22 protein-coding genes (1 of these 22 running past the window's edge) are annotated in these 23,958 nt (G+C 66.3%); 19 read left to right on the forward strand and 3 right to left on the reverse strand.

All coding sequences use genetic code 11. From position 1 onward, the window contains the following. Positions 1-29 precede the first annotated feature (29 nt). On the reverse strand, positions 30-902 hold the full coding sequence (locus C7T96_RS22325; RefSeq protein WP_106573473.1) for a methyltransferase domain-containing protein: 873 nt from the start codon (positions 900-902) through the stop codon (positions 30-32). Between the two features lie 112 nt (positions 903-1,014). Here C7T96_RS22325 and C7T96_RS22330 point away from each other — a divergent pair, with 112 nt between their 5' ends. The 4 genes from C7T96_RS22330 to C7T96_RS22345 are packed head-to-tail and all read left to right on the forward strand — an operon-like array spanning position 1,015 to position 3,366. Beyond that, the gene (locus C7T96_RS22330) at positions 1,015-1,779 is read left to right on the forward strand and encodes a ComF family protein (RefSeq protein ID WP_245414220.1); all 765 of its coding nucleotides are present in this window, start codon (positions 1,015-1,017) and stop codon (positions 1,777-1,779) included. Between the two features lie 23 nt (positions 1,780-1,802). Then, entirely contained in the window at positions 1,803-2,069 is a 267-nt protein-coding gene (grxC, locus tag C7T96_RS22335; protein WP_106573475.1) for a glutaredoxin 3, read from the forward strand. 8 nt (positions 2,070-2,077) lie between these two features. Further along, entirely contained in the window at positions 2,078-2,944 is an 867-nt protein-coding gene (locus tag C7T96_RS22340) for a carbon-nitrogen hydrolase family protein (RefSeq protein ID WP_106573493.1), read from the forward strand. Then, positions 2,941-3,366 carry a DUF1178 family protein gene (locus tag C7T96_RS22345; protein WP_106573476.1) on the forward strand — a complete coding sequence of 142 codons (426 nt, stop codon included), beginning with the start codon at positions 2,941-2,943 and terminating at the stop codon, positions 3,364-3,366. The genes C7T96_RS22340 and C7T96_RS22345 overlap by 4 nt, the downstream gene beginning before the upstream one ends. Positions 3,367-3,437: 71 nt before the next feature. On the opposite strand, the gene ubiG is transcribed toward C7T96_RS22345, so the two are convergent. Continuing rightward, positions 3,438-4,193 carry a bifunctional 2-polyprenyl-6-hydroxyphenol methylase/3-demethylubiquinol 3-O-methyltransferase UbiG gene (gene ubiG, locus C7T96_RS22350; RefSeq protein ID WP_106573477.1) on the reverse strand — a complete coding sequence of 252 codons (756 nt, stop codon included), beginning with the start codon at positions 4,191-4,193 and terminating at the stop codon, positions 3,438-3,440. A 246-nt stretch (positions 4,194-4,439) separates the two neighbouring features. Between ubiG and C7T96_RS22355 the strand changes: the two genes are divergently transcribed. The 15 genes from C7T96_RS22355 to C7T96_RS22425 all read left to right on the forward strand — a co-directional run bounded on the left by C7T96_RS22355 (position 4,440) and on the right by C7T96_RS22425 (position 22,469). Further along, positions 4,440-5,693 carry an aspartate kinase gene (locus C7T96_RS22355; protein ID WP_106573478.1) on the forward strand — a complete coding sequence of 418 codons (1,254 nt, stop codon included), beginning with the start codon at positions 4,440-4,442 and terminating at the stop codon, positions 5,691-5,693. A 75-nt stretch (positions 5,694-5,768) separates the two neighbouring features. Further along, positions 5,769-8,045: a phosphoenolpyruvate--protein phosphotransferase gene (gene ptsP, locus C7T96_RS22360; protein WP_106573479.1), complete on the forward strand. Its 2,277-nt coding sequence runs from the start codon at positions 5,769-5,771 to the stop codon at positions 8,043-8,045. Between the two features lie 3 nt (positions 8,046-8,048). After that, positions 8,049-9,128 (forward strand): peptide chain release factor 1, encoded by a 1,080-nt coding sequence (gene prfA / locus C7T96_RS22365; RefSeq protein ID WP_106573480.1) that lies wholly within the window; start codon positions 8,049-8,051, stop codon positions 9,126-9,128. Beyond that, on the forward strand, positions 9,121-10,002 hold the full coding sequence (gene prmC, locus C7T96_RS22370; RefSeq protein ID WP_106573481.1) for a peptide chain release factor N(5)-glutamine methyltransferase: 882 nt from the start codon (positions 9,121-9,123) through the stop codon (positions 10,000-10,002). Before prfA ends, prmC begins: the two co-directional genes overlap by 8 nt. Before the next feature lie 305 nt (positions 10,003-10,307). After that, on the forward strand, positions 10,308-11,057 hold the full coding sequence (locus tag C7T96_RS22375) for a DUF4167 domain-containing protein (protein WP_106573482.1): 750 nt from the start codon (positions 10,308-10,310) through the stop codon (positions 11,055-11,057). Positions 11,058-11,285: 228 nt separating this feature from the next. After that, positions 11,286-13,913 carry an ATP-dependent chaperone ClpB gene (clpB, locus tag C7T96_RS22380; RefSeq protein ID WP_106573483.1) on the forward strand — a complete coding sequence of 876 codons (2,628 nt, stop codon included), beginning with the start codon at positions 11,286-11,288 and terminating at the stop codon, positions 13,911-13,913. A 197-nt stretch (positions 13,914-14,110) separates the two neighbouring features. Then, positions 14,111-14,950 carry a transporter substrate-binding domain-containing protein gene (locus tag C7T96_RS22385; protein WP_164749961.1) on the forward strand — a complete coding sequence of 280 codons (840 nt, stop codon included), beginning with the start codon at positions 14,111-14,113 and terminating at the stop codon, positions 14,948-14,950. A gap of 54 nt (positions 14,951-15,004) precedes the next feature. After that, positions 15,005-15,685, forward strand: coding sequence for an amino acid ABC transporter permease (locus C7T96_RS22390; RefSeq protein WP_106573484.1), 681 nt, complete (start codon positions 15,005-15,007; stop codon positions 15,683-15,685). 11 nt (positions 15,686-15,696) lie between these two features. After that, complete coding sequence (locus C7T96_RS22395; protein WP_106573485.1) at positions 15,697-16,362, forward strand: amino acid ABC transporter permease; 666 nt, start codon at positions 15,697-15,699, stop codon at positions 16,360-16,362. 5 nt (positions 16,363-16,367) lie between these two features. Continuing rightward, on the forward strand, positions 16,368-17,153 hold the full coding sequence (locus tag C7T96_RS22400; RefSeq protein WP_106573495.1) for an amino acid ABC transporter ATP-binding protein: 786 nt from the start codon (positions 16,368-16,370) through the stop codon (positions 17,151-17,153). Between the two features lie 8 nt (positions 17,154-17,161). After that, entirely contained in the window at positions 17,162-18,106 is a 945-nt protein-coding gene (locus C7T96_RS22405) for an aminotransferase class IV (RefSeq protein WP_106573486.1), read from the forward strand. Then, the gene (locus C7T96_RS22410; protein WP_106573487.1) at positions 18,099-18,818 is read left to right on the forward strand and encodes a GntR family transcriptional regulator; all 720 of its coding nucleotides are present in this window, start codon (positions 18,099-18,101) and stop codon (positions 18,816-18,818) included. Before C7T96_RS22405 ends, C7T96_RS22410 begins: the two co-directional genes overlap by 8 nt. Positions 18,819-18,907: 89 nt before the next feature. After that, positions 18,908-19,270 carry an MmcQ/YjbR family DNA-binding protein gene (locus C7T96_RS22415; protein WP_106573496.1) on the forward strand — a complete coding sequence of 121 codons (363 nt, stop codon included), beginning with the start codon at positions 18,908-18,910 and terminating at the stop codon, positions 19,268-19,270. Positions 19,271-19,463: 193 nt separating this feature from the next. Further along, a complete protein-coding gene (locus tag C7T96_RS22420; RefSeq protein ID WP_106573488.1) occupies positions 19,464-20,798 on the forward strand; it encodes a L,D-transpeptidase in 1,335 nt (444 codons plus the stop codon). 108 nt (positions 20,799-20,906) lie between these two features. Further along, positions 20,907-22,469, forward strand: a complete 1,563-nt coding sequence (locus tag C7T96_RS22425; protein ID WP_106573489.1) for an MFS transporter — start codon at positions 20,907-20,909, stop codon at positions 22,467-22,469. Positions 22,470-22,490: 21 nt separating this feature from the next. Here C7T96_RS22425 and C7T96_RS22430 read toward each other — a convergent pair whose 3' ends face one another. Then, positions 22,491-23,958: the 3' portion of a M23 family metallopeptidase gene (locus tag C7T96_RS22430; protein WP_106573490.1), read on the reverse strand. The gene runs 470 nt beyond the window's last position; 1,468 of the gene's 1,938 nt are visible here — the last part of the coding sequence; its start codon lies beyond the right edge, outside the window; the stop codon is at positions 22,491-22,493.

Genomic DNA, 23,958 nt, shown 5'->3' on the forward strand with positions numbered 1-23,958 from the left:
GGGCTTGCGGCGGAAGGGCGCGCCGGCTTCTATTTCCCGTCCTGGTCCTTCAGTGCCTGGGCGAGCGACATCGTCGCCGACCCCGGCCTGGCCGGTTTCGGCTGCGAGGCGTCCGGTGCCCAGCCCGACAGCCAGATCAACGAAAAGGTGGCGCGCAGCCGTCCGTCCGGATCGGCAAAGCGCTCGGCATAGAGGTCGGCCGCGCGCAGGAACACCTGCTTGCCGGTCGGCCGTTTCAGCCGGCCGAACAGCGTGTTGGTGGCACCCATCTGCCGCAGGTCGCGCAGCAGCGCGAACATGTCGGCATAACGCACGGTGATGGTTTCGATATCGGCGACCGGCAGGGCGAAGCCAGCCCGCTGCAGCAAGGCGCCCGCCGCGCGGACGTCGGCGAAGGGCAGGACCCGGGGGCTGGCGCCGCCGGTGATTTCGGTCTCGGCCACCAGCAGGCAGTGGCGCAACTCCTCCAGCGTGCCGGCGCCGGCGAAGGCGGCCAGAAACAGGCCGTCCGGGCGCAGGGCGCGGCGGATCTGGATCAGCGCGCCAGGCAGATCGTTGAGCTCGTGCAGCGCGAGCAGGGACACGGCGAGATCCAGGCTTTCGGGCTTGAGCGGCAGGTGCTCGCCGTCGGAGACGAACCCGGCGCCGCCTTCCAGAAACACCGGATCGGGCTCGATGCGGCTCACATTGCCGGCGCGGCCCGAGGCGCGCATGGCCAGCGCGGCGTGCGGTGTCAGGCAGTGGATGGCGGCGCAGTCGGCAAAGCGCCGCTCCACCGTCGCCAGCCGCTCGCCGAGCTCGTCGGCGGTGCGCTCCATCAAGAAGGTCGCGATCGGCCGCCCTCCGGCCAGAAGCCGCTTCTTGCGCGCGATCGCCAGCTCGAGGTCAAGGATGTTTTCCATCGAGGCCCGCCTGTGACATCAATCCTCGCCGGTCGAAGGAATGGCTGATGCCGCCTGGTTCTGGTAATTTGCCGGTCATGGGACCAGCGTGGTGAACCATCGGCTCGACGAGATCAAGCGTGCGGTGCGTGGCGGCGCCGCGCTGATCGGCACGCTCGCCTTTCCGCCGACATGCGCGGGCTGCCGCAAGCTGGTGGTGGAGCCCGGTACGCTGTGTGGCGAATGCTGGCGCGAACTGGCCCTGATCGAGCGTCCCTATTGCGAGGTGCTGGGCATCCCGTTTGGCTGCGAGATGGGCGACAAGGCGGTTTGTCTGGCGGCGATCGCGGAACCGCCGCCGTTTTCGCGTGCGCGTGCGGCCGTTGCCTATGACGGCGTGGCGCGCCGGCTGGTGCAGGGGCTGAAATTCCGCGACCGAACCGACCTCGCGCCCTGGATGGCGCGGTGGATGGCGCGCGCCGGGGCCGAGCTTCTCGGCGACGCCGACATGATCGTGCCGGTTCCGCTGCATCGGCGGCGTTTCCTCCTCAGGCGGTTCAACCAGGCGGCCGAACTCGGGCGCGCCATCGCCGTTCGGGCGGGGATCGCCTTCGAGCCGGAACTCGTCCAGCGCGCGCGCAGCACGCGCCAGCAGGTCGGCCTCGGACTCGCCGAACGCCACTCCAACGTCAGGGGCGCGTTCGCGGTGCCGGCGGCGCGGCGGGCCATGGTCAAGGGCCGGCGGGTGCTGGTCGTCGACGATGTCTACACCACCGGGGCCACGGTCAGCGCGGTCGCCCGCGCGCTGGTGCGGGCCGGGGCGGACGCGGTCGATGTGCTCACATTCGCGCGGGTTTTGTCGCAGGACTTCCGGGACGATGCGGCTGCCCCTATATAGGGGACGGAAAACCGGAATTGGTCATGGTTGATGTGACGATCTATACCCGCGCCATGTGCGGATACTGTACGGCGGCGAAACGGCTTCTGGACCAGAAGGGCGTCGCCTATGTCGAGCACGATGCGAGTTTTTCGCCGGAACTGCGCAATGAGATGATGACGCGTTCGGGACGCGCGACCTTTCCGCAGATCTTCGTCGGCGCGGTTCATGTCGGCGGCTGCGACGAGCTTTACGCGCTCGAGGAGCGCGGCAAGCTCGACACGCTCATCGCAAACGGCTCGTTCGTCTGAGGATGGCGATGAACGCTTTCAAGGCCGCGGTTGTGCAGATGCGATCGGGCATGGACCCGGCGCGCAACGCCGCTGATTTCGAAGCGCTGGTTCGCGAGGCCGCCGGCCGGGGCGCCGCCTACGTGCAGTCTCCGGAGATGACCGGCGCGCTGGTGCGCGACAGGCAGACGCTGCGGCGGATCGTCAAGGACGAGGCCGGCGACCTGGTGGTTGACGCGGCCAGACGGCTTGCCGCGGAGCTTGGGATCGCGATCCACGTCGGTTCGACGGCGATCGCGTTGCCCGACGGCAAGGTCGCCAACCGGGCGTTCCTGTTTGATAGAACCGGCGCGCTGGTGGCGACCTACGACAAGATCCACATGTTCGACGTCGACCTCGACAATGGCGAGAGCTGGCGCGAATCGGCGACCTATCAGCCGGGCGCGCGCGCGGTCGTGGCGCCGCTGGCCGGCGTCCCGTTCGGACTGGCCATCTGCTACGATCTGCGTTTTCCGCACCTTTTCCGCGCCCAGGCGCTGGCGGGCGCGGCGGTGCTGAGCGCGCCGGCGGCCTTCACGCGCCAGACCGGCAAGGCCCACTGGCACGTGCTGACGCGGGCGCGGGCGATCGAGAACGGCGCCTGGCTGATCGCCGCGGCCCAGGGCGGGCGCCACGAGGACGGCCGCGAGACGTTCGGCCATTCGGTGATCGTCGATCCGTGGGGCACGGTGGCGGCCGAGATGCCTGGCGACGAGCCGGGCATCGCCCTTGCCGAAATCGATCCGCACGCCAGCGCCGCCGCGCGCGCGAAAATACCCAATCTGCAGAACGCGCGCGATTTCGATCTCGATATGCTCGCCGATGACGGCCTTTCGGCGCGGAGGGTGGCGTCTTGATCCGGTTTTCGCTCCATTGCGACGCCGGTCACGACTTCGAAGCCTGGTTTCGCGGCAACGACGATTACGACGCCCAGGCCGCGAGGCATCTGGTTGCCTGTCCGCAGTGCGGCTCGACGAAGGTGGAAAAGACGCTGATGGCGCCGGCCCTGTCGACTGGCCGGCGCAAGGAGAAGCTGGCGCTGGCGGCCAATGCCGAGCAGAAGAAGGCGATGGCCAAACTGAAGGAACTGGCGCACAAGATGCGCGAGAACGCCGATTATGTCGGCGACAAATTCGCCGAGGAAGCGCGCAAGATCCATTTCGGCGAGACCGAGGCGCGCGGCATCTACGGCGAGGCGACGGCCGAGGAGGCCAAAGGGCTGGTCGAGGACGGGGTCGAGTTCATCCCGATCCCGGATTTTCCCGACGACAAGAACTGAACCGCCCGCCGCGGGCGGCTGCCGCACACCCAACCGATCGGGAATCGGCCGGCCGCGGGGCCTGTCCGGCCTCAGCCGTCCGCGGGCTTCTTTTCGGCCAGGACCATGTAGTTGACATCCATGTCGCGCGAACGCTGCCAGCGGTCGCCGAGCGGGTTGTAGACGACGCCGGTGCGGTCGACGACCCTCATGCCGGCCGCGTCAAGCGCGGCTTCCAGCTCGGCGGGCCGCACCAGCTTGTTGAACTGGTGCGTGCCGCGCGGAAGCCAGCGCAGCACGTATTCCGCGCCGAAGATCGCCAGGCCGAGCGCTTTCAGCGTGCGGTTGATGGTGGCGACCACCATGATCCCGCCGGGCCTGACCATCTGGCTGCATTTGGCGAGGAACAGGTTCATGTCGGACACATGCTCGACCACCTCCATATTGAGGACGACGTCGAACTCCTCGCCCGCCTCGGCCAGTGCCTCGGCGGTGGTCGCGCGGTAGTCGATCTTCAGCTTGCCCTCGGCGGCATGCAGCTTGGCGACCTCGATATTGGTTTCGGAGGCGTCGGCGCCCACGACTTCGGCCCCAAGCCGTGCCATCGGCTCGCACAACAGGCCGCCGCCGCACCCGATATCGAGGATGCGCAGGCCCTGGAACGGCCGTGACGAGCGCGGATCGCGGCCGAAACGGGTTGCGATCTGGTCGCGGATATAGGCCAGGCGAACCGGGTTGAACTTGTGCAGCGGACGAAATTTGCCCTTCGGGTCCCACCATTCCGCGGCCAGGGCGGAAAAGCGTGCGACCTCGTCGGCGTCGATCGTCGTTGGTTGCGTCTCGGGCATCCGGCGGTCTCCTCTACGCCGGACATCAAGTCGGGTCCGACGCCGCCAAAGTCAAGACGCCAAAATTGTCACAGAGACAAAGCGTGTTCGCCGGCGAACAGGACGGCGGGGCGCGGCGTCGGCTTGCGGACCCACCCCCTTTGCATTATGGAAACCGCGCATCGCGCCCCGTGCCACGGCGGCGTGCCTCTTTCAAATCCGTCCGCAGACTGCCGGGCGCATTCCGCTACAGGGTTCGACCGTTTCATGGCGCGTATCGTGATGAAATTCGGCGGAACGTCCGTCGCCGACATCGATCGCATCCGCATCGTGGCCCGCCATGTCAAACGCGAGGTCGATGCCGGTCACGAGGTCGCGGTGGTGGTGTCGGCGATGGCCGGCAAGACCAACGAACTCGTCGCCTGGACGCGCGAGGCCTCGCCGCTGCACGACGCGCGCGAGTATGACGCGGTGGTGGCGTCGGGCGAACAGGTGACGGCGGGATTGCTGGCGATCACCCTGCAGGCGATGGGCGTGCATGCGCGCTCCTGGCTCGGCTGGCAGATTCCGATCCGCACCGACAACGCCCACGGCGCCGCCCGCATCACCGACATCGACGGCTCGTTCCTGATCAAGCGCTTCGGCGAGGGCCAGGTGGCGGTGATCGCCGGTTTCCAGGGCATCGGGCCCGACAACCGCATCGCCACGCTCGGCCGCGGCGGCTCCGACACGTCGGCGGTCGCGATCGCCGCGGCGGTGGGCGCCGACCGCTGCGACATCTATACCGACGTCGACGGCGTCTACACCACCGATCCGCGCATCGAGCCCAAGGCGCGCCGGCTGGCGCGCATCTCGTTCGAGGAAATGCTGGAAATGGCCTCGCTCGGCGCCAAGGTGCTGCAGGTGCGCTCGGTGGAACTCGCCATGGTGCACAAGGTCAGGACATTCGTCAGGTCGTCGTTCGCCGATCCGGAGGCGCCCGGCATGGGGGATTTCGACAATCCGCCCGGCACGCTCATTTGCGAAGAGGATGAAATCGTGGAACAGCAGGTCGTCACCGGCATCGCCTATGCCAAGGACGAGGCCCAGATTTCGCTGCGGCGCGTTGCCGACCGGCCCGGCGTCGCCGCCGGGATATTCGGTCCGCTCGCCGAAGCCAGCATCAATGTCGACATGATCGTCCAGAATATTTCCGAGGACGGTTCGCGCACCGACATGACGTTTACCGTGCCGTCGAGCGACGTCGACAAGGCGCTGGGGGTGCTGAACAAGGTACGCGAGACGATCGGCTTCGACGCGGTCCAGCACGAGACGGGCATGGTCAAGGTGTCGGTGATCGGCATCGGCATGCGCAGCCATGCCGGCGTGGCGGCCACCGCCTTCAAGGCGCTTTCGGAAAAGGGAATCAATATCCGCGCGATCACGACGTCGGAGATCAAGATTTCGATCCTGATCGACGGCCCCTATGCCGAACTCGCCGTGCGTACTTTGCATTCCGTCTACGGGCTGGATAAGCAGTAGACCAATGATTTGAGCGCGACGCGGCCGCTGCGGCGATGTCCGCCCGGCGGGGACGCGGTCGTTGGAGAAACGCCGATGCGCGAAATCGCCGGCAGCCCGCGCATATTGCTGAAGCGGCTGCGCGAGATCATGGCCGAAGCCGTGGAGCCGCAGGAGCGGCTCGACCGGATCGTGCGCGAAATCGCCGCCAACATGGTCGCCGAGGTGTGTTCGCTCTATGTGCTGCGCGCCGACGCGGTGCTGGAACTCTACGCCACGGAAGGCCTCAATCCCGGTTCGGTGCATCTGGCGCAATTGCGCCTCGGGCAGGGCCTGGTCGGCACGATCGCGGCGAGCGCGCGCCCGCTCAACCTTTCGGACGCGCGCAACCACCCCGCCTTCACCTACCTCCCCGAAACGGGCGAGGAGATCTACAATTCCTTCCTCGGCGTGCCGGTGCTGCGGGCCGGCCGCACGCTCGGCGTGCTCGTGGTCCAGAACAAGACCAACCGGCACTATGGCGACGACGAGGCCGAGGCGCTGGAGACGACGGCGATGGTGATCGCCGAAATGATCGCCACCGGCGATCTGCGGCGGCTGACGCGGCCGGGCATGGAACTCGACCTCAGCCGGCCGGTCAGCCTGACCGGAGCCGCCTTCAACGAGGGCGTCGGGCTTGGCCATGTCGTGCTGCACGAGCCGCGCATCGTCGTCACCGAACTGTTCAACGAGGATGTCGACCAGGAACTGAAGCGCCTGGAAACCGCGCTCGGATCGCTGCGGCTGTCGATCGACGACATGCTTTCGCGCCGCGAGATCGCCTTCGAGGGCGAGCATCGCGCCGTGCTGGAAGCCTATCGCATGTTCGCGCATGACCGCGGCTGGGTGCGGCGGCTCGAAGAGGCGATCCGCAACGGCCTGACGGCGGAAGCGGCGGTGGAGAAGGTGCAGTCGGACATGCGCGCGCGCATGCTGCACATGACGGACCCCTATCTGCGCGAGCGGATGAACGATTTCGACGATCTCGGCTACCGGCTGCTGCGCCAGCTCATGGGTCGCGGACCGGAGGAAATCGCGGCCTCGCTGCCCAAGGACGCCATCATCGTCGCCCGCTCGATGGGGGCGGCCGAACTGCTCGACTATCCGCGCGACAAGCTGCGCGGCCTGGTGCTTGAGGAAGGCGCGGTCACCAGCCACGTGGTGATCGTCGGCAAGGCGATGGACATTCCGGTCGTCGGCCAGGCCAAGGGCGCGGTGTCGATGGCCGAGAACGGCGACGCGCTGATCGTCGACGGCGATGACGGCAAGGTTCACCTGCGGCCGCAGCCCGACGTCGAGGCGGCCTATGCCGAAAAGGTTCGTTTCCGGGCCAAGAAACAGCAGCTTTATCGCGAGTTGCGCGACCGGCCATCGGTGTCGAAGGACGGGATCGCGGTCGAGCTGATGATGAATGCCGGCCTGGCGGTCGACCTGCCGCAGCTCGCCGAAGCAGGCGCCGCCGGAATCGGGCTTTTCCGGTCCGAACTGCAGTTCATGGTGGCGGCGACCTTTCCCCGCGCCCAGGAGCAGGAAAAACTCTACCGCGAGGTGCTCGAGGCGGCGGGCACGAAGCCTGTGACCTTCCGCACGATCGATATCGGCGGCGACAAGGTTCTGCCCTATTTTCGCGGCGCGGAAAAAGAGGAGAACCCGGCGCTCGGCTGGCGGGCGATCCGTCTGACGCTCGACCGCCCGGGGTTGTTGCGCACCCAGTTCCGGGCGCTGCTCAAGGCGGCGTCGGGCCGCGAGTTGCGGGTGATGCTGCCGATGGTGACGGAAATCGGCGAAATCGCCAAGGCGCGCGGCCTGATCGAGCGCGAGGTGCAGCAGCTGGCGCGGTTCGGCTACGCGCTGCCGACCAGCCTGAAGCTCGGTGCCATGATCGAGGTGCCGTCGCTCCTGTTCCAGCTTCCCGAATTGATGCGGACGGTCGACTTCGTCTCGATCGGCTCCAACGATTTGTTCCAGTTCATGACCGCGACCGATCGCGGCAACGGCCTGCTGGCGGGGCGTTTCGACCCGCTCTCGGTGCCGTTTCTGCGGGTCTTGAAATCCGTAATCGACGCCGGCCGGGAGGCCGGCAAGCCGGTGACACTGTGTGGCGAGCTCGCCAGCCGGCCGATTTCGGCGATGGCGCTGGTGGGGCTCGGTTTCCGGTCGATTTCGATGTCGCCGGCCGCGATCGGGCCGGTCAAGGCGATGCTGGCCGATCTGCCGGTCGGCGCGCTCGAAGGGCTGATGGTGCAGATGATCGAGGCGAGCGCCGTCGACATGGACGTGCCGGCCCGGCTTCGCGCCTTCGCCGCCGAATTCGACATTTCCTGCGAGACCTGACCGATGAGCTTTGTTGCGTCCGAGAGAATGGATCAGGTCCTGAAACGCTTCGAGATGATCGAGGCGCAGATGGCCGCCGGCCCCGAGCCCGAGGCCTATGTGCGGCTGGCTTCGGAATATGCCGAGCTGGAAAAGCTCGCCGGCGAGATCCGCGCACTGCGCGGCGCGGAGGCCGAGCGCGAGGGGCTGGAAACGATGCTTTCCGATCCGTCGACGGACGCGGAGATGCGCGCGCTGGCCGAAGCCGAACTGCCGGAGATCGAGGAGCGCATCAAGGCGTTGCAGCAAAGCATCCGGATCCTGCTTCTGCCCAAGGACGATGCCGACGACAAGAACGCGATCCTGGAGATCCGTGCCGGGACGGGCGGCGACGAGGCGGCGATCTTCGCCGGCGATCTGTTTCGCATGTACGAACGCTACGCCGCCGGCCGCGGCTGGCGGGTCGAACTCGTCTCGGCGAGCGAGGGCGATGCCGGCGGCTACAAGGAGATCATCGCCACCGTGTCTGGCAAGGGCGTGTTTTCGCGTCTCAAATTCGAATCCGGCGTGCACCGCGTGCAGCGGGTGCCGGAAACCGAGGCCAGCGGCCGCATCCACACCTCGGCTGCCACCGTGGCCGTGCTTCCCGAGGCCGAGGAGATCGACGTCGAGATTCGCAACGAGGACATCCGCATCGACACGATGCGCGCCTCCGGCGCTGGCGGCCAGCATGTCAACACCACCGATTCGGCGGTGCGGATCACGCATCTGCCGACCGGGATCACCGTCGTGCAGGCGGAAAAGTCGCAGCACCAGAACCGCGCTCGCGCCATGCAGTTGCTGCGCGCCAAGCTGTTCGACATCCAGCGCACCAAGGCGGCGGAGGAGCGCTCCGAATCGCGGCGCTCGCAGGTCGGCTCGGGCGACCGTTCGGAGCGGATCCGAACCTATAATTTTCCGCAGGGACGGGTGAGCGATCACCGCATCAACCTGACGCTCTACAAGCTCGACCGGGTGATGGAGGGCGATCTCGACGAGATCATCGACGCGCTGATATCGGACCATCAGTCCGCGCTTCTGGCCGACATGGCGCAGGATGACTGAAGACGCTTTGCCGGCGTCCGCGCGCGATCTCGGCACGGTCCTGGCCGAAACCCGCCGCCGCCTGAACGCGGCGGGACTCGGCGAGGCGGCCCTCGATGCCAGGCTGATCGTCGAGCATTTTTCCATGACACAGCGCATCGACGCGCTGCGCGATCCCGCCTTGCTGCTCGACGCGCGCACCGTCGCGGCGATCATGGCGGCTGTCGAACGGCGGCTTGCGGGAACGCCGGTGCACCGCATTCTCGGCTATCGCGACTTCTACGGATTGCGGCTCGCCTTGTCGCCGGAGACGCTGGAACCGCGACCGGATACCGAGACGCTGGTCGAGGCGGTGCTGGCGGAGCTCGCCGGGGTCGTGGCGCGCAAGCGGGACTGCGCCATTCTCGACCTCGGCACGGGTACGGGCGCGATCGCGCTTGCGCTGCTGGCCGCGCTGCCGCAGGCGCGCGCGTGCGGCGTGGACCTGTCGGCGGAGGCTGCGAGGACCGCGATCGGCAATGCCACCCGTCTTGGCATGGATGGGCGGTTTACGGCCCATGTTTCAAACTGGTTTCGCGACGTGACCGGCGTTTTTGATGCAATCGTGTCCAACCCACCCTACATTACGTCCTGGGAGATGCGTGAGCTGCCGGTGGAAGTGGCCGGGCACGATCCCCATCTGGCGCTCGATGGCGGTGCCGACGGTCTCGACGCCTATCGCGTGATCGCCGCCGGCGCTGGTGCCCATCTCGATCGCGATGGCGTGGTCGGGGTGGAAATCGGCAGCCGGCAAAAAACGGATGTGGTCGCCGTCTTCGCCGCGCACGGCTTTAGCCTGCGTTCGGCGGCCCGCGATCTTGCCGGCCATGACCGGGCTCTGGTGTTCGGCTTATAGGGCGCGGTTTGTGCCGTGCGAAAAAATACTTGGCAAGGGTGATGAATATCGCTAGTTTCCGGCCACCGGATGAGACGAAGCAGGCAGTGCTGTATCGATTCGGTTCCAATGGAAACAAGCTGCCAATCGCGTGACGCGAAAGCGCTTCGTGTGGGGATCGTTCGGCCAGGTAGCGCAACCGAAAGCGAGTTGGCAGCCAGCGGCCGAACGGCGGTAGCTCGCCCATGCTCGATGGTAAGGCGGTCGCGACAAAGAGCGAAACCGCGTTCCCCTGTGTTCACGATGATTGCAAAAAAGAGAATCGGATGAGGCCACAACAGCAGAACAGGCGTATGCGCGGTCGCAACAACAACCGCAAGGGCCCCAATCCTCTGACCCGGTCCTACGAAAGCAACGGCCCGGACGTGAAAATCAGGGGATCCGCGCAACAGGTTGCCGACAAATACACGGCGCTGGCGCGGGACGCGCAAAGCGCCGGCGATCGGGTGATGGCCGAGAACTATCTGCAGCATGCCGAACACTACAACCGCATCATCGCGGCCGCTCAGAGCCAGTCGGCTCAAAACAACGCGCCCCGCGACCAGCGCGACGATTTCGACGAGGACGACGCGGACGAGCGCCAGGGCAACCAGAACAACGCTCCGGCACAGACGACCTCCGACAGCCAGCCAAAGGCGGCGCAGGACGGCCAGCAGGACGAGCGGCCGCAGACGCCGCGCGGTGGCGCCAAGGATGACGGCTCGGGCCCGCAGCCGGTGATCGAGGGCACGCCGGTCGAGGTCGCGATCGAACAGGAAACGATCAAGACGGCCGCCGAGAAGCCCAAGCGGTCGCGGCGCGCCAACGGTTCGCCCCCTGCCGAGGAAGACGGCAAAGACGGCAAGGATGGCGAGGCGGCGGCGCCGCGTCGCGCGCGGCGGCCGCGCCGCCCGCGTGCCAGCGATGCCGAAACCGCCGAGGCGGCCGCGCCAGCTCCGGCGAGCGCCGAAGGCGAGTCGCAGACCTCGTCGGAAGACGGACAAGGCGACCTGCCGCTGCCTGCCGCGGCGCAGTAACCGGCCGCGGCGACGGCTCCAGGGTCAGAAGGCGGCGTTCGCGCCGCCTTTTTCGTTGGCGCGCCGGTGCCCGAATCGATTTCGCAGCGAAGTCCACGCGTCGCCGCTTGAGTGCGACGGATCGCATACCCATATCGGAAGCGAAGGGGTTCGCTTCTCAAGAAGGGACCCGTCACCTCAACCGATCCGGCGCCGCGCAGGCGGGCCGGCAAGGAAACGGAGACGTCGATGAACGTGGAAAAATATTCCGAGCGGGTGCGTGGCTTCATCCAGTCCGCTCAAACGATGGCGCTGTCGCGCAATCACCAGCAATTCACCCCCGAACACATGCTCAAGGTCCTCGTCGACGACGAGGAGGGACTGGCCGCGTCGCTGATCGAGCGGGCCGGCGGCCGGGTGCAGGACGTGCGGCTTGCCGTCGACGCCGCGCTCGAAGCCTTGCCGCGCGTGGAGGGCGGAAACGGCCAGCTCTATCTCGCCCAGCCGCTTGCGAAGGTCTTTTCGACGGCCGAGGACCTGGCGAAGAAGGCCGGCGACAGTTTTGTCACCGTCGAACGGCTCTTGACCGCGCTGGCGATCGAAAAGACCGCCAAGAGCGCGGATATCCTGGCCAAGGCGGGTGTGAGCGCGCAGGCGCTGAACCAGGTCATCAACGATATCCGCAAGGGACGCACCGCCGATTCGGCCAATGCCGAGCAGGGCTTCGATGCGCTGAAGAAATATGCGCGCGACCTGACGGCGGACGCGCGCTCCGGCCGGCTCGATCCGGTGATCGGGCGCGACGACGAGATTCGCCGTACGATCCAGGTCCTGTCGCGGCGCACCAAGAACAATCCCGTTCTGATCGGCGAGCCCGGCGTCGGCAAGACGGCGATCGCCGAAGGCCTGGCGCTCAGGATCGTCAATGGCGACGTGCCCGAATCGCTCAAGGACAAGCGCCTGATGGCGCTCGACATGGGCGCACTGATCGCCGGCGCGAAATATCGCGGCGAATTCGAGGAGCGGCTGAAGGCGGTGTTGTCGGAAGTCACCGCCGCCGAAGGCGAGATCATCCTGTTCATCGACGAGATGCACACGCTGGTCGGCGCCGGCAAGGCCGACGGGGCGATGGACGCCTCCAACCTGTTGAAGCCGGCCCTGGCGCGCGGCGAATTGCACTGTGTCGGCGCCACCACGCTCGACGAATACCGCAAGCATGTCGAAAAGGATGCCGCGCTGGCGCGCCGCTTCCAGCCGGTGTTCGTCAACGAGCCGGCGGTCGAGGATACGGTGTCGATCCTGCGCGGGCTGAAGGAGAAATACGAGCAGCACCACAAGGTGCGCATCTCCGATTCCGCGCTGGTCGCGGCGGCGACGCTGTCGAACCGCTACATCACCGACCGCTTCCTGCCGGACAAGGCGATCGATCTGGTCGACGAGGCCTCCTCGCGGCTCAGAATGCAGGTCGATTCCAAACCCGAGGCGCTCGACGAGATCGACCGGCGCATCATGCAGCTCAAGATCGAGCGCGAGGCGCTGAAGCTGGAAAAGGACGATGCCTCCAAGGACCGGCTCGAGCGGCTCGACGCCGAACTGGCCAAGCTGGAGGAGGAATCGGCCGGGCTGACGGCGACCTGGGCGTCGGAAAAGGAAAAGCTCGGATTGGCGGCCGACCTCAAGCGCCAGCTCGACGAGGCGCGCAACGCGCTCGCCGGCGCCCAGCGCAAGGGCGAATTCCAGCAGGCCGGCGAACTGGCCTATGGCGTGATCCCGGAGCTGGAGCGAAAGCTGGCCGAGGCCGAGGCGCGCGACGACGCCGGCTCGATGGTGGAAGAGATCGTCACCCCGGACCACGTCGCGCATATCGTGTCGCGCTGGACGGGCATCCCCGTCGACAAGATGCTGGAAGGCGAACGCGACAAGCTGCTGCGCATGGAAGACGAACTCGCCAGGCGGGTCGTCGGCCAGGGCGAGGCGGTCAAGGCCGTGTCGCAGGCCGTGCGGCGCGCGCGCGCCGGGTTGCAGGATCCGAACCGGCCGATCGGCTCGTTCATGTTCCTCGGCCCAACCGGCGTCGGCAAGACCGAACTGACCAAGGCGCTGGCCGATTTCCTGTTCGACGACGAGACGGCCATGGTTCGGGTCGACATGTCGGAGTTCATGGAAAAACATGCCGTATCCCGGCTGATCGGCGCACCGCCCGGCTATGTCGGCTACGAGGAAGGCGGTGTTTTGACCGAGGCGGTGCGCCGCCGGCCCTATCAGGTCGTGCTGTTCGACGAGATCGAGAAGGCGCATCCCGACGTCTTCAACGTCTTGTTGCAGGTGCTCGACGACGGCCGCCTGACGGACGGGCAGGGCCGCACGGTCGATTTCCGCAACACGCTGATCATCATGACCTCCAACCTGGGGTCGGAATTCCTGGTCTCGCTCGGCGAGAACGAGGATGTCGACAAGGTTCGCGACGAGGTGATGGCGGTGGTGCGGGCTTCGTTCCGGCCGGAATTCCTCAATCGCGTCGACGAGGTGATCCTGTTCCACCGGCTGCGCCGGCAGGACATGGGCCAGATCGTGGAAATCCAGCTCGCCCGGCTCGAAAAGCTGCTCGCCGACCGCAAGATCACGCTCGATCTCGACGAGGGCGCGATCGCCTGGCTGGCCGACAAAGGCTACGATCCCGCCTATGGCGCGCGCCCGCTCAAGCGCGTCATCCAGAAGGATCTGCAGGACCCGCTGGCCGAGAAGATCCTGCTTGGCGAGGTCCGCGACGGTCAGGACGTGGTGGTGACGGCGGGCTCCGACCGGCTGACCTTCCGTCCAGGGGTCGCGTCGATTGACGACGAGGCCGGAGCCGAGGCGGCGGAAGCCGCCGCCTGAACGCCCGTCGACCTTATATCCGCTCCGGCCCGGTGCCGGCGCGCGCCAATGACGCTCCTCCCCGCCGGGGAGGGGCGTTTTTCGTTTGCCGGGGCGTAGGGCGAGGCGGGTGGCGCCGGAGTATTGTTGTACTGATTGATTGTTGACAATCATACAAAATCGGTAAAATCTGAAAACCGTCAATGGGAGCAACGATCATGATCCACCATCTTCAATCCCGGCTGGCGGCCGTCGCCTTGGCGATCGTTGCCATGCTGGCCGTTTCGACCGGGGCCTTTTCCCAGGAAAAATCGACCTGGGACACGATCCAGGACAGTGGGGCGCTGCGCATCGGCGTCACCCAGGCGCCGCCGTGGTTCTTCAAGAATCCCGCCACCAACGAATGGACGGGTCTCGGCGTATCCGTCGGCAACGCGATGGCCGAAGCGCTGAACGTGAAACTCGAGCCCGTCGAAGTGACCTGGGGCACGGCGGTGTCGGCCCTGCAGGCAAACCAGATCGACATCATGTTCGTGCTGGACGCCACGCCCCAGCGCGCGGTCGCGGTCGGCTTTCCGGCCCAGCCGCTGCTTTATTACGCGCTGGCGGTACTGGCCGACGACGAGTTGACGATCGAGACCTGGGACGATCTCAACAAGCCCGACATCAAGATCGCCGTGACGCAGGGCACAACGATGGACAACTACGTCTCCGGGCGTCTGGACAAGGCGGAAATCCTGCGTTTCCCCTCCAATGGCGAAGCGGTCGCCGCCTTCCAGTCGAAGCGTGTCAACGCCGTGTCGCTGTTCCATCCGCCGCTGATCGCCATGCGCCAGAAGATCGGGCGCGGACAGATCGTTTTGCCCAAGCCGATCCGCCAGTCGACCTCGTCGGCCGGCGTGCGCCTGGAAGCCGATACACGCTTCCGCGATTGGGTGAACACGGCCATCTCCTACTACTACCAGACCGGCCAGACCCAGGAATGGTACGAGCAGTTCCTGAGCGAATACGGCGTCGACCCCGAAACGGTGCCGGCGATCCGTCGCGAGGACTGGTAGCGCGGCCAAGGACGGGGCGCCGCGGCGCCCCGTCGCCACGGGCAGGAGGTGACGATGGGGTATGAGTGGGACTTTGCGGTGGTTTTCCGCAATTACGACCTCTTGCTGCTTGGGCTTGTCAACACGCTCAAGGTCACGGGCCTGGCCTTGCTGTTCGGCGTGCCGCTCGGCCTGCTGCTCGCCTTGCTGCGCCTCTACGGAAACCGGGCGGTGCGGCTTCCCGTCGGATTCGTCATCGAATTTCTGCGCACGACCCCGCCAATTGCGCAATTGTTCTGGTTCTTTTTCGCGATGCCGATCCTGATCGGCGTCGAAATCGACCCGTTTCGGGCCTCGGTCTTGACGTTTTCGCTGCAATCCTCGGCGTTTTTCGCCGAAGTTTTCCGCGGCGGTATCCAGTCGATCGATTCGGGCCAGTGGGAGGCGGCCAAGGCCATCGGCATGAACCGCAACCAAACACTCGGCCGGATCATCCTGCCGCAGGCGGTCAAACGCATGATCCCGGCATTCCTGGAACGCGCCATCGAACTGATGAAAACGACCACCCTGGTCAGCACGATCTCCTATGCCGACCTGCTCTACCAGGCCAACAGCATTGCCCAGTCGACCTACCGCACGATCGAGGTCTTCACGGTTGCCGCGGCGATGTATTTCGTCGTCATCCTGGCCTGTTCGATCGCGGTCCGGCGGCTGGAAAAACGTCTCGCGCGCAGCGGCGAGACGGTCGTGAACTGAGGGAGGACGCCATGGACCACAATTGGGATTTCGCCTCCGTCCTGGCCAACAAGACGCTGCTTTTGATCGGGCTGAAGAACACCCTGGTCCTGGGGTCGGTCTGCCTCGCGCTCGGCCTGTTCTTCGGTCTGTTCGTCGGCGCGGCGCGGTTTTCGGGAAAGAGCTGGCTTTATTATCCGGCCACGGCCTTCGTCGAACTGTTCCGCAACACGCCCGTTCTCGTCCAGATCATGTGGTTCTTTTTCGCGTTTCCGATCATCGCGCCGTTCAAGATCGACGCCTTCACCGCCGCCACGCTGGGCCTGACCCTCAACACGGTGGCGTTTTCCTCCGAGATCTATCGCGCCGGGCTGCAATCGATCCACAAGGGACAATGGGAAGCCGGAAAGGCGCTGGGAATGAGCTACTGGCAGCAGATGCGCCGGGTGGTGCTGCCGCAGGCCGTGCGCCGGATGCTGCCGGCCTTCATGAACCGGGCGGTCGAACTGTTCAAGATGACCTCGCTCGCCTCGGTCATCGCCTATGGCGAATTGATGTACCAGGCCAAGGTGGTGTCGACGATCTCGTTCAATCCGATCGAGATGTATACCAGCGTGGCGCTGATCTTCTTCCTGGTGCTTTTCCCCGCAACGATCCTGGTGCGCCGCTTCGAGGCGCGCGACACATTCCGACGGTGAACGCGATGACAGAGGTTCTACGAATCGAGGGCTTGCACAAATCCTTCGCCGAACTGGAGGTTCTCAAGGGGATCGACCTGTCGGTGAACAAGGGCGAGACCGTGGTGCTCTTGGGGGCGTCCGGCTCCGGCAAGTCGACCTTGCTGCGCTGCGTCAATTTCATGGAAATCCCCACCAGCGGCCGCATCCACCTGGAAGGCAAGGCCATCGGCAGCGCCCGCAACGGCCGCGTCGCCTACGCGGAGCGGGAATTGACGCAGCTCCGGTCGCGCGTCGGCATGGTGTTCCAGCATTTCAATCTGTTCCCCCACATGACCGCGCTCGAAAACGTCATGGAAGGGCCGCGCACGGTGCTGAAATGCGATTCGTCCGAATGCCGCCGCCGCGGGGAAAAATATCTCGACAAGGTGGGGCTCGGCTGGAAGGCCGACGCCTATCCGTCCCAGCTTTCGGGCGGACAGCAGCAGCGTATCGCGATCGCGCGCGCACTGGCCATGGAGCCCGAAATCATGCTGTTCGACGAGGCCACCTCGGCGCTCGATCCCGAACTCGTCGGCGAGGTTCTCGAAACGATGAAGGAACTGGCCGAGGAAGGCATGACGATGCTGATCGTCACGCACGAATTGGGGTTTGCCTACACCGTTGCCGACAAGGTGCTGTTTCTGTCCGAGGGCAGCATCCTCGAGCAGGGCACGCCGGCCGAGGTGCTGACCTATCCCCGCCAGGACGCCACCAAAAATTTCCTCCGCGGCCACAATATGTTCCGCTTGCCCGAACCCCAGATTGACTGACCCTGACCATGAACACCATCGATCGAATCGACAGCCGCACCACCCACGATGCCGACGAGGACATCCGCAATCGCGATATCAAGATCTACGTCAACGGCGAGATCGTTCCGCGCGACGAGGCCAAGGTCTCGGTCTATGATTCCGGGTTCATGCTCGGCGACGGAATGTGGGAAGGCATGCGCCTCTACAAAGGCAAATGGGCGTTTTTCGACGAACACATGGACCGCTTCTTCGATTCCTGCAAAGCGGTCTCGCTCGATGTCGGCACCGACAGGGCCGGCATTCTGGACGCCTTGACGCGGACGGCGCAAGCGAACGGGATGACGGACGACGTTCATTGCCGGCTGATGCTGACGCGCGGCGTCAAGGCGCGGCCGTTCCAGCATCCGCGCCTGTCGCGCTCGGGGCCCACGCTGGTGATCATCATGGAGCACTCGAAACCCGTCGACAGCCTGCAGGGCCAGGGCATCCGGCTGGCCACCGTTCCCCAGGTGCGCGGCCTGCCGATGTCGCAGGACGCCAAATATAACAGCCATTCCAAGCTGAATTGCGTGATTGCGGCCCTACAGGCCGAACAGGCCGGCGCCGACGAGGCGCTGATGCTCGACCCGCACGGGTTCGTGAACACCACCAATGCCTGCAACTTCTTCATCGTCCGCCGCGGCGCGGTGTGGACCTCGACCGGGGATTACTGCATGAACGGCGTCACCCGGGCCAAGGTGATCGAGGTGTGTCGCGAAAACGGAATCCCGGTCTTGGAGAAGAATTTTTCGCTCTACGAGACCTACGGGGCCGAGGAGGCGTTTTTGACCGGAACGTTCGGCGCGCAGACACCGGTCGCCTCGATCGACGGCAAGCCGATCGGCGACGGCAACCGGCCCGTCATGGCGCGCATCCGCCAGCTCTACAAGCAACTGGTCGAGCGCAACATCGCGGATCAATCGCATGATTGACAACACGCTGATCAAGCCGGTTTCCGACAGCACCCTGCGCAGCCGCACGGTCGACCAGATGAAGCTGCTGATCGTCTCGGGCGAGCTGCCGGCGGGAAGCCGGCTTACCGAAACGCGGCTCGCTTCGGCGCTGGGCATAAGCCGCGGGCCGCTGCGCGAGGCGATCCGCGAACTGGTCGATATCGGCCTTCTGGTCAGCAAGCCCTATAAGGGGCTGTTCGTGCGCGAGGTGACGCGCGGCGATCTCGAAGAAATCTACTCGCTGCGCACCGCGCTGGAGCAGTTCGCGTTCAAGGAATGCTGGAGCAAACGCACCCCGGCCGCCCTCGCCGATCTGCGCAGGCGCAACGAAGCGCTCGCCGCCACCATAGAGGAGGGGACCAATCCGCTCGGCGCGATCGAGGACGAACTCCATCTGCACAGCTGGTGTTACGAAATGTCGAACCATCAGCTTCTGTTGCAAAGCTGGAACCGGCTGAAGCCGAATCTGCAATTCTATTTCGCCATGCACCAGCAGGCGCATGCGCGCCGCGGCCCTTCGCGCCAGGCGCACGACACCTATATTCGCCTTGCCTCGGGTGACGATCTCGACGCGATGCTGGATCATCTCGCCGACCATATGCGCCAGGGCCTTCAGACCACGATCGGCTTCATCGAAACCGGCGAGCCGGGCCACGCGGCCAGGCGGGCCGGCGCCCGGACCGCGGACTGACGGGCGCCTGGCTTGCGCGCCGGCGCGCGCCTCTCCATAGTCCGTCGCAGACGACGGTGGCCGTGCGGCCGACCGAGAGGAGGCCGGCCCTGACACTCGATGAATACAACCGCTTTTGCGCGGGGCTGCCCGCGACCACCCATGTCGTGCAGTGGGGCGGCGCGCATGTGTGGAAGGTCGGCGGCAAGGTGTTCGCGATTGCCGGCTGGACGGAAGGGGAGCACCTTGCCGTCAGCTTCAAGGTGTCCGAGCTCGCCTACGAGATCCTGCGCGAGCAGCCCGGCTGCCGTCCGGCGCCCTATCTCGCCTCGCGCGGCATGACGTGGATCCAGCGGGTTTCGTCGCAGAGCGTCGATGATGCCGCGCTTATGGACTATCTCGCCGAAAGCCATCGCCTGGTGGCGTGCAAACTGCCGAAAAAGACGCAGCGGGCGCTCGGCCTCGAGGCGTGAACGGCGCGGTCTTTCGCCATTTTCATGTCCGGTTCATCTGGAAGAAACCACACTGGCGGCTGGACGCCGCGCCTGCGCATAACGAGCAGCGCTTTTTTCTCGGAGACTGTCTTTGCCAAAACCCGGAACGATCCCGCTTCTCGCAGCTCTCGCCCTTGTCGTTCTTGCGCCTGCGTCCGCGGCGGTCGCCGCGATGCCTGTGACGGGGTTTGCCGAAGAGGAAGCGCGCTCTTCTGCCGTGCCCGCTCTGCGATTGGCGCAAGGCGGCGATGTGGAGATTTTTTACGACCGGGCCGGCAACCGCGTCATCGTCGACGCCTATACTGGCGAGGTGATCGCGATCGAGCGGCCGCGCCGGCTGCCGTTGCGCGAACGGCCCCTGCCGCGACGCGCCGGGCCGAGCCTCAACGATCCCGACGCGCTCGAGCGCTACCGGCGCTATCGCGAGCGCCAGCTCGGGCGGCCGCTGGCGCCGTTGCCGGACGAGCCGGCGCGCGACTATCGGCAGCCCTTTGCCGAAGAGGACGATTTCATCGCCCGGCGCCGGCTGCCCGCCATCGACGAGGACGGCGATCTCGCGCGCCGTGAGCCGCTTCCCCGTGATCGCCTGTCGGACGATCCGGTGACCGGGTCGACCCCGCGCGAGGACGAGGGCGCGACCGCACGGCCGCGCGGCCCGACCGGCGCGAGCGAGAACGTGGCCAGGCTGCAGGTGCTTCTCGACCGGGCGGGCGTGTCGCCCGGCGTCATCGACGGCCGGATGGGCAGCAATGTGCGCAAGGCGCTGGATGCGCTTGCCGAGATGACCGGCGAACGGCTCAACCCGGACGACACGGCGCTGATCGAGGCCGCGCTCGCCGATACCGGGGGGCCGGCCTTTTCGACCTACACGATTACCGCCGCCGACGCGGCCGGCCCGTTCGTGGCGTCGATCCCCGCCGACTACGGCGAAAAGGCCCGCATGGAGCGGCTCGGCTTCACGTCGACGGTCGAAATGCTCGCCGAACGTTTCCACATGGACGAAACCTATCTGCGCGGGCTCAATCCCGGCGCCGACTTTTCGCGACCGGGCACCCGTATCAAGGTTGCCGACCCGGGCAAGCCGCGCGCCGGCGCGGTCACCCGCATCGTCGCCGACAAGGGACGCGAGCAGGTCAGGGCCTACGACGCGGCGGGCAATCTGGTCGCCGCCTATCCGGCGACGATCGGCTCGGCCGACACGCCCTCGCCGTCCGGTACGGTGAAGGTGGAACGCATCGCCTTCGATCCCGAATACACCTACAATCCCAAGATCAATTTCAAGCAGGGCAACAACGACCGCGTGTTGACCATTCCGCCGGGACCGAACGGGCCGGTCGGCACGATCTGGATCGCGCTGTCCAAGCCGACCTACGGTATTCACGGCACACCGGAGCCGGCGCGCATCGGCAAGACCAACAGCCATGGCTGCGTGCGCCTGACCAACTGGGACGCGCACGAACTGGCCAAGATGGTCTCCAAGGGCGTGTGGGTGAGTTTCGTGGAATGAGCCAGCGCGCCGCCGGCCTTGCGAGGGCGCGGCGTGCGCGCCGTGTCGCGGCCAAGGGCTGGTCGTGGACCTCCAATTCCGATAGAGCGGGTTGGGAGGATCCCGCCGATGGAGGCGCCTGTACCCGAGCTCTCGCCTGAGGAGACAGGCACGACGCGGCGTGTGTTCTGCCCGCCGCATGCGCGCAAATTCGTTCTCGTCTCCGCCATTCTCGCTTCGTCGATGGGGTTCATCGACGGTTCGGTGGTGTCGCTGGCCATGCCGGCGATCCGTGCCGACCTCGGCGGGACGCTGGTCGACGCGCAGTGGATCAGCAATGCCTACATGCTGTTTCTGTCGGCGCTGGTGCTGATCGGCGGCGCGGCCGGCGACGTGTTCGGCGTGCGCAACATCTTTCTTGCCGGGATTGGCCTGTTCATGGCGACCTCGCTGCTGTGCGCGCTATCGCCCGACGCCGACACGCTGATCCTGATGCGCGCCCTGCAGGGCATCGGCGCCGCGCTGATGGTGCCCGGCAGCCTGGCGATCATCGCGAAATCCTATCCGGCCCGCGAACGCGGGGCCGCGATCGGCATATGGGCGGCCTATTCGTCGCTGACGACGGCCGCCGGCCCTTTCCTCGGCGGCATGCTTTTGTCCTTCGGCCAGGACTGGATGTGGCGGCTGATCTTCGCCATCAACGTGCCGATCGGCCTGCTCACCATCGGCATGATCGTTCTGCGGGTGCCGCGCGACCGGCCGTCCGAGCGCCGCGCGCTCGACATTGCCGGCGCGGTTCTGGCCACCGGCGGGCTCGGCCTGATGGCCTGGGGGCTGACGGCACTCGGCCTGCCGCCGGAGACGCGCGCCGCACCGCCGCTGGCATGGATCGGGGTCGGGGGCGCGGTGTTCGTCGCCTTCATCGTCTGGGAGGGCCGGGCGCGCGCGCCGATGGTCAAGCTTGAGCTGTTTCGCTCAAAAGCCTTTTCGGGCGCGAATCTGTACACGCTGGCGCTTTTTTTCGGCTTCGGCGCGGTCCTGTTCTTCCTGCCGATGACGCTGGTCTCGGCCTGGAACGCGCAGGAATGGGAGGCGAGCCTGATGTTCCTGCCCCTGTCGCTGCTGATCGCTTTTCTGTCGGGGCGTGCCGGGCGCCTGGCCGACCGGATCGGGCCGCGCCTGCCGCTGACGGTCGGCGGGCTGATGGTGGCGCTGGCCTTTGGCGGTCTCGCCGCGACCATGCCGTTGCGCCAGATGTGGCTGGTTACCCTGCCGATGCTGACCTTGATGGGGCTCGGCATGTCGATACTGGTCTCGCCGCTTTCTGCCGCCGTCATGCTGGCCACGCCCGACGAGGATACCGGGCTTGCGTCGGGCATCAACAACGCCGTTGCCCGCGCCGCCGGGCTGATGTCGGTCGCCGCACTGGGGGCGATGGCGGGGTTGGTGTTCGCGGCCCTGGCGCCGCAGGGGGTCGATGTCGCTTTCGGCGCGCTGCCGTCCATGCCGCTCGACGCGGCGGCCGAACAACGGCGCGTCGCGGCGAGCGACCGGGCCTTTCAAGCGGTCGCCGTAACGGCGGCCGGGCTGTGCCTCGTCGCCGCGATCATCGCCTGGTTGACGCAGCCGCACTGGGCCGCGGGGGAAGGAGCCGTCCTCGACGGGGAGGCGGCGCCAGACCAAGCCGGATAAAATTACCGGGGTTACCGCGAATCAGCGGCTCGCCAGTTTCAGGGCGTCGCCGGTTTCGTCGGCCAGAAGCGCGTCGATGCGCTCGCGCTCGCTGTTGAAGGCGGCGAGTTCTTCCTTTTTCAGCACCCGCCCGGTCGGCAGGCGCACGCGCATCGGATCCACCTTGGTGCCGTTGACGATCAATTCGTAGTGCAGATGGGGACCGGTCGACAGGCCGGTGGAGCCGACATAGCCGATCACCTGGCCCTGGCGCACGCGCGCGCCCGCCCGCACGCCCTTGGCGATCGCATTCTGGTGATTGTAGGAGGTCTTGTAGCCATTGGCATGGCGGATGATGGTCTGGCGGCCGTAGCCGCCGGCCCAGCCGGCCTTTTCGACCTTGCCGTTGCCGGCCGCGATGATCGGGGTTCCGCGCGGGGCGGACCAGTCGACGCCGGTATGCATCTTGCGGTAGCCAAGGATCGGGTGGCGGCGGCTGCCGAAGCCGGAGCGGAAACGGCCATTGGGCACGGGATTGCGCAGCAGGAACTGGCGCGCGCTGCGGCCTTCGGCATCGAAATAATCGACGGTGCCGTCGCTCATCGTGAAGCGATAAAAGGTTCGCGTCGTGTCGCCGAAGGTCGCCTTGACATAAAGCAGGGCGGATTCCTCGGAAGCGGTGTTGTCCTCGTCGGGCTGGGAGAAAAACACCTCGAGCCGGTCGTTGGGCGAAACCCGCGACTGGAAATCCACGTCGGCGGCGAGCAGCTTGACGAGGCGCTGGGTCATGTCGCGCGACATGCCGTAGGAATAGGCGGCGCGGTAGATGCCGTCGTAAACGCGCGGCAGGTCGCCGCGCGCGCGCACCACCGGTCGGTTGTCGTCGAAGGCGGCCGCGACTTCCGGGTTGTCTTCCGGGGCGTCGGCGGGGACGAACTGGTCGTTGTCGTCGACCGCGATCGTCAGAATATGGTTCGCGCTCTCATAGACGCTGGCGCGCATGATCCGGCTTTTTTGCGGCGTCGATTCGATCCCCAGCCGCACTACCGCGCCGGCCTTCAGCTTCGACGCGTTGAGGATGCGGCCGATCGCATCCGCCATCGCCGCGCCGCCGTCGTCGCCGTAGCCGGCGTCGGCCAAGATCTCGGCGATCGGCTTTTCCTGGCGTACGGCTACGATCTCCTCGTTGAAGACCGGCGCGTCGACCTGCGAGTCCTGGAAGGCGACCGACACGTTCTCCTGAACGATGCGCACGCCGTAGGATGCCGACAGCGTGGCGGTGGCGAGCGATTCGCCGAAGCGTTGCGGGTCGACATAGTGCAGCGCCGCGACCTGGATGTCGCCGTCGGTGAGGATCGCGCCGGTGTTGCGCACGACCGTTTCCACCTCCTCGGCCGAAAGGCCACTCTTTTCGTCGAACGCCGCCGTTTCGATCGGGAACTCGACGGTCTTGAGGCTGACCTCGCTCTCCACCTTGGCGCCGTAGATCAGCCCGGTCGTGGCCGTTTCC

The sequence above is a fragment of the Nitratireductor sp. StC3 genome, assembly GCF_003015025.1.
In the GTDB taxonomy this organism is placed as follows: domain Bacteria; phylum Pseudomonadota; class Alphaproteobacteria; order Rhizobiales; family Rhizobiaceae; genus Mangrovimarina; species Mangrovimarina alexandrii.

Coding starts and splice junctions, on each gene's coding strand:
- C7T96_RS22325 (WP_106573473.1), bottom strand. CDS start 902: ATGGAAAACATCCTTGACCTCGAGCTGGCGATCGCGCGCAAGAAGCGG.
- grxC (WP_106573475.1), top strand. CDS start 1,803: ATGGTTGATGTGACGATCTATACCCGCGCCATGTGCGGATACTGTACG.
- C7T96_RS22340 (WP_106573493.1), top strand. CDS start 2,078: ATGAACGCTTTCAAGGCCGCGGTTGTGCAGATGCGATCGGGCATGGAC.
- ubiG (WP_106573477.1), bottom strand. CDS start 4,193: ATGCCCGAGACGCAACCAACGACGATCGACGCCGACGAGGTCGCACGC.
- C7T96_RS22355 (WP_106573478.1), top strand. CDS start 4,440: ATGGCGCGTATCGTGATGAAATTCGGCGGAACGTCCGTCGCCGACATC.
- ptsP (WP_106573479.1), top strand. CDS start 5,769: ATGCGCGAAATCGCCGGCAGCCCGCGCATATTGCTGAAGCGGCTGCGC.
- prfA (WP_106573480.1), top strand. CDS start 8,049: ATGAGCTTTGTTGCGTCCGAGAGAATGGATCAGGTCCTGAAACGCTTC.
- prmC (WP_106573481.1), top strand. CDS start 9,121: ATGACTGAAGACGCTTTGCCGGCGTCCGCGCGCGATCTCGGCACGGTC.
- C7T96_RS22375 (WP_106573482.1), top strand. CDS start 10,308: ATGAGGCCACAACAGCAGAACAGGCGTATGCGCGGTCGCAACAACAAC.
- clpB (WP_106573483.1), top strand. CDS start 11,286: ATGAACGTGGAAAAATATTCCGAGCGGGTGCGTGGCTTCATCCAGTCC.
- C7T96_RS22385 (WP_164749961.1), top strand. CDS start 14,111: ATGATCCACCATCTTCAATCCCGGCTGGCGGCCGTCGCCTTGGCGATC.
- C7T96_RS22390 (WP_106573484.1), top strand. CDS start 15,005: ATGGGGTATGAGTGGGACTTTGCGGTGGTTTTCCGCAATTACGACCTC.
- C7T96_RS22395 (WP_106573485.1), top strand. CDS start 15,697: ATGGACCACAATTGGGATTTCGCCTCCGTCCTGGCCAACAAGACGCTG.
- C7T96_RS22400 (WP_106573495.1), top strand. CDS start 16,368: ATGACAGAGGTTCTACGAATCGAGGGCTTGCACAAATCCTTCGCCGAA.
- C7T96_RS22405 (WP_106573486.1), top strand. CDS start 17,162: ATGAACACCATCGATCGAATCGACAGCCGCACCACCCACGATGCCGAC.
- C7T96_RS22410 (WP_106573487.1), top strand. CDS start 18,099: ATGATTGACAACACGCTGATCAAGCCGGTTTCCGACAGCACCCTGCGC.
- C7T96_RS22420 (WP_106573488.1), top strand. CDS start 19,464: ATGCCTGTGACGGGGTTTGCCGAAGAGGAAGCGCGCTCTTCTGCCGTG.
- C7T96_RS22425 (WP_106573489.1), top strand. CDS start 20,907: ATGGAGGCGCCTGTACCCGAGCTCTCGCCTGAGGAGACAGGCACGACG.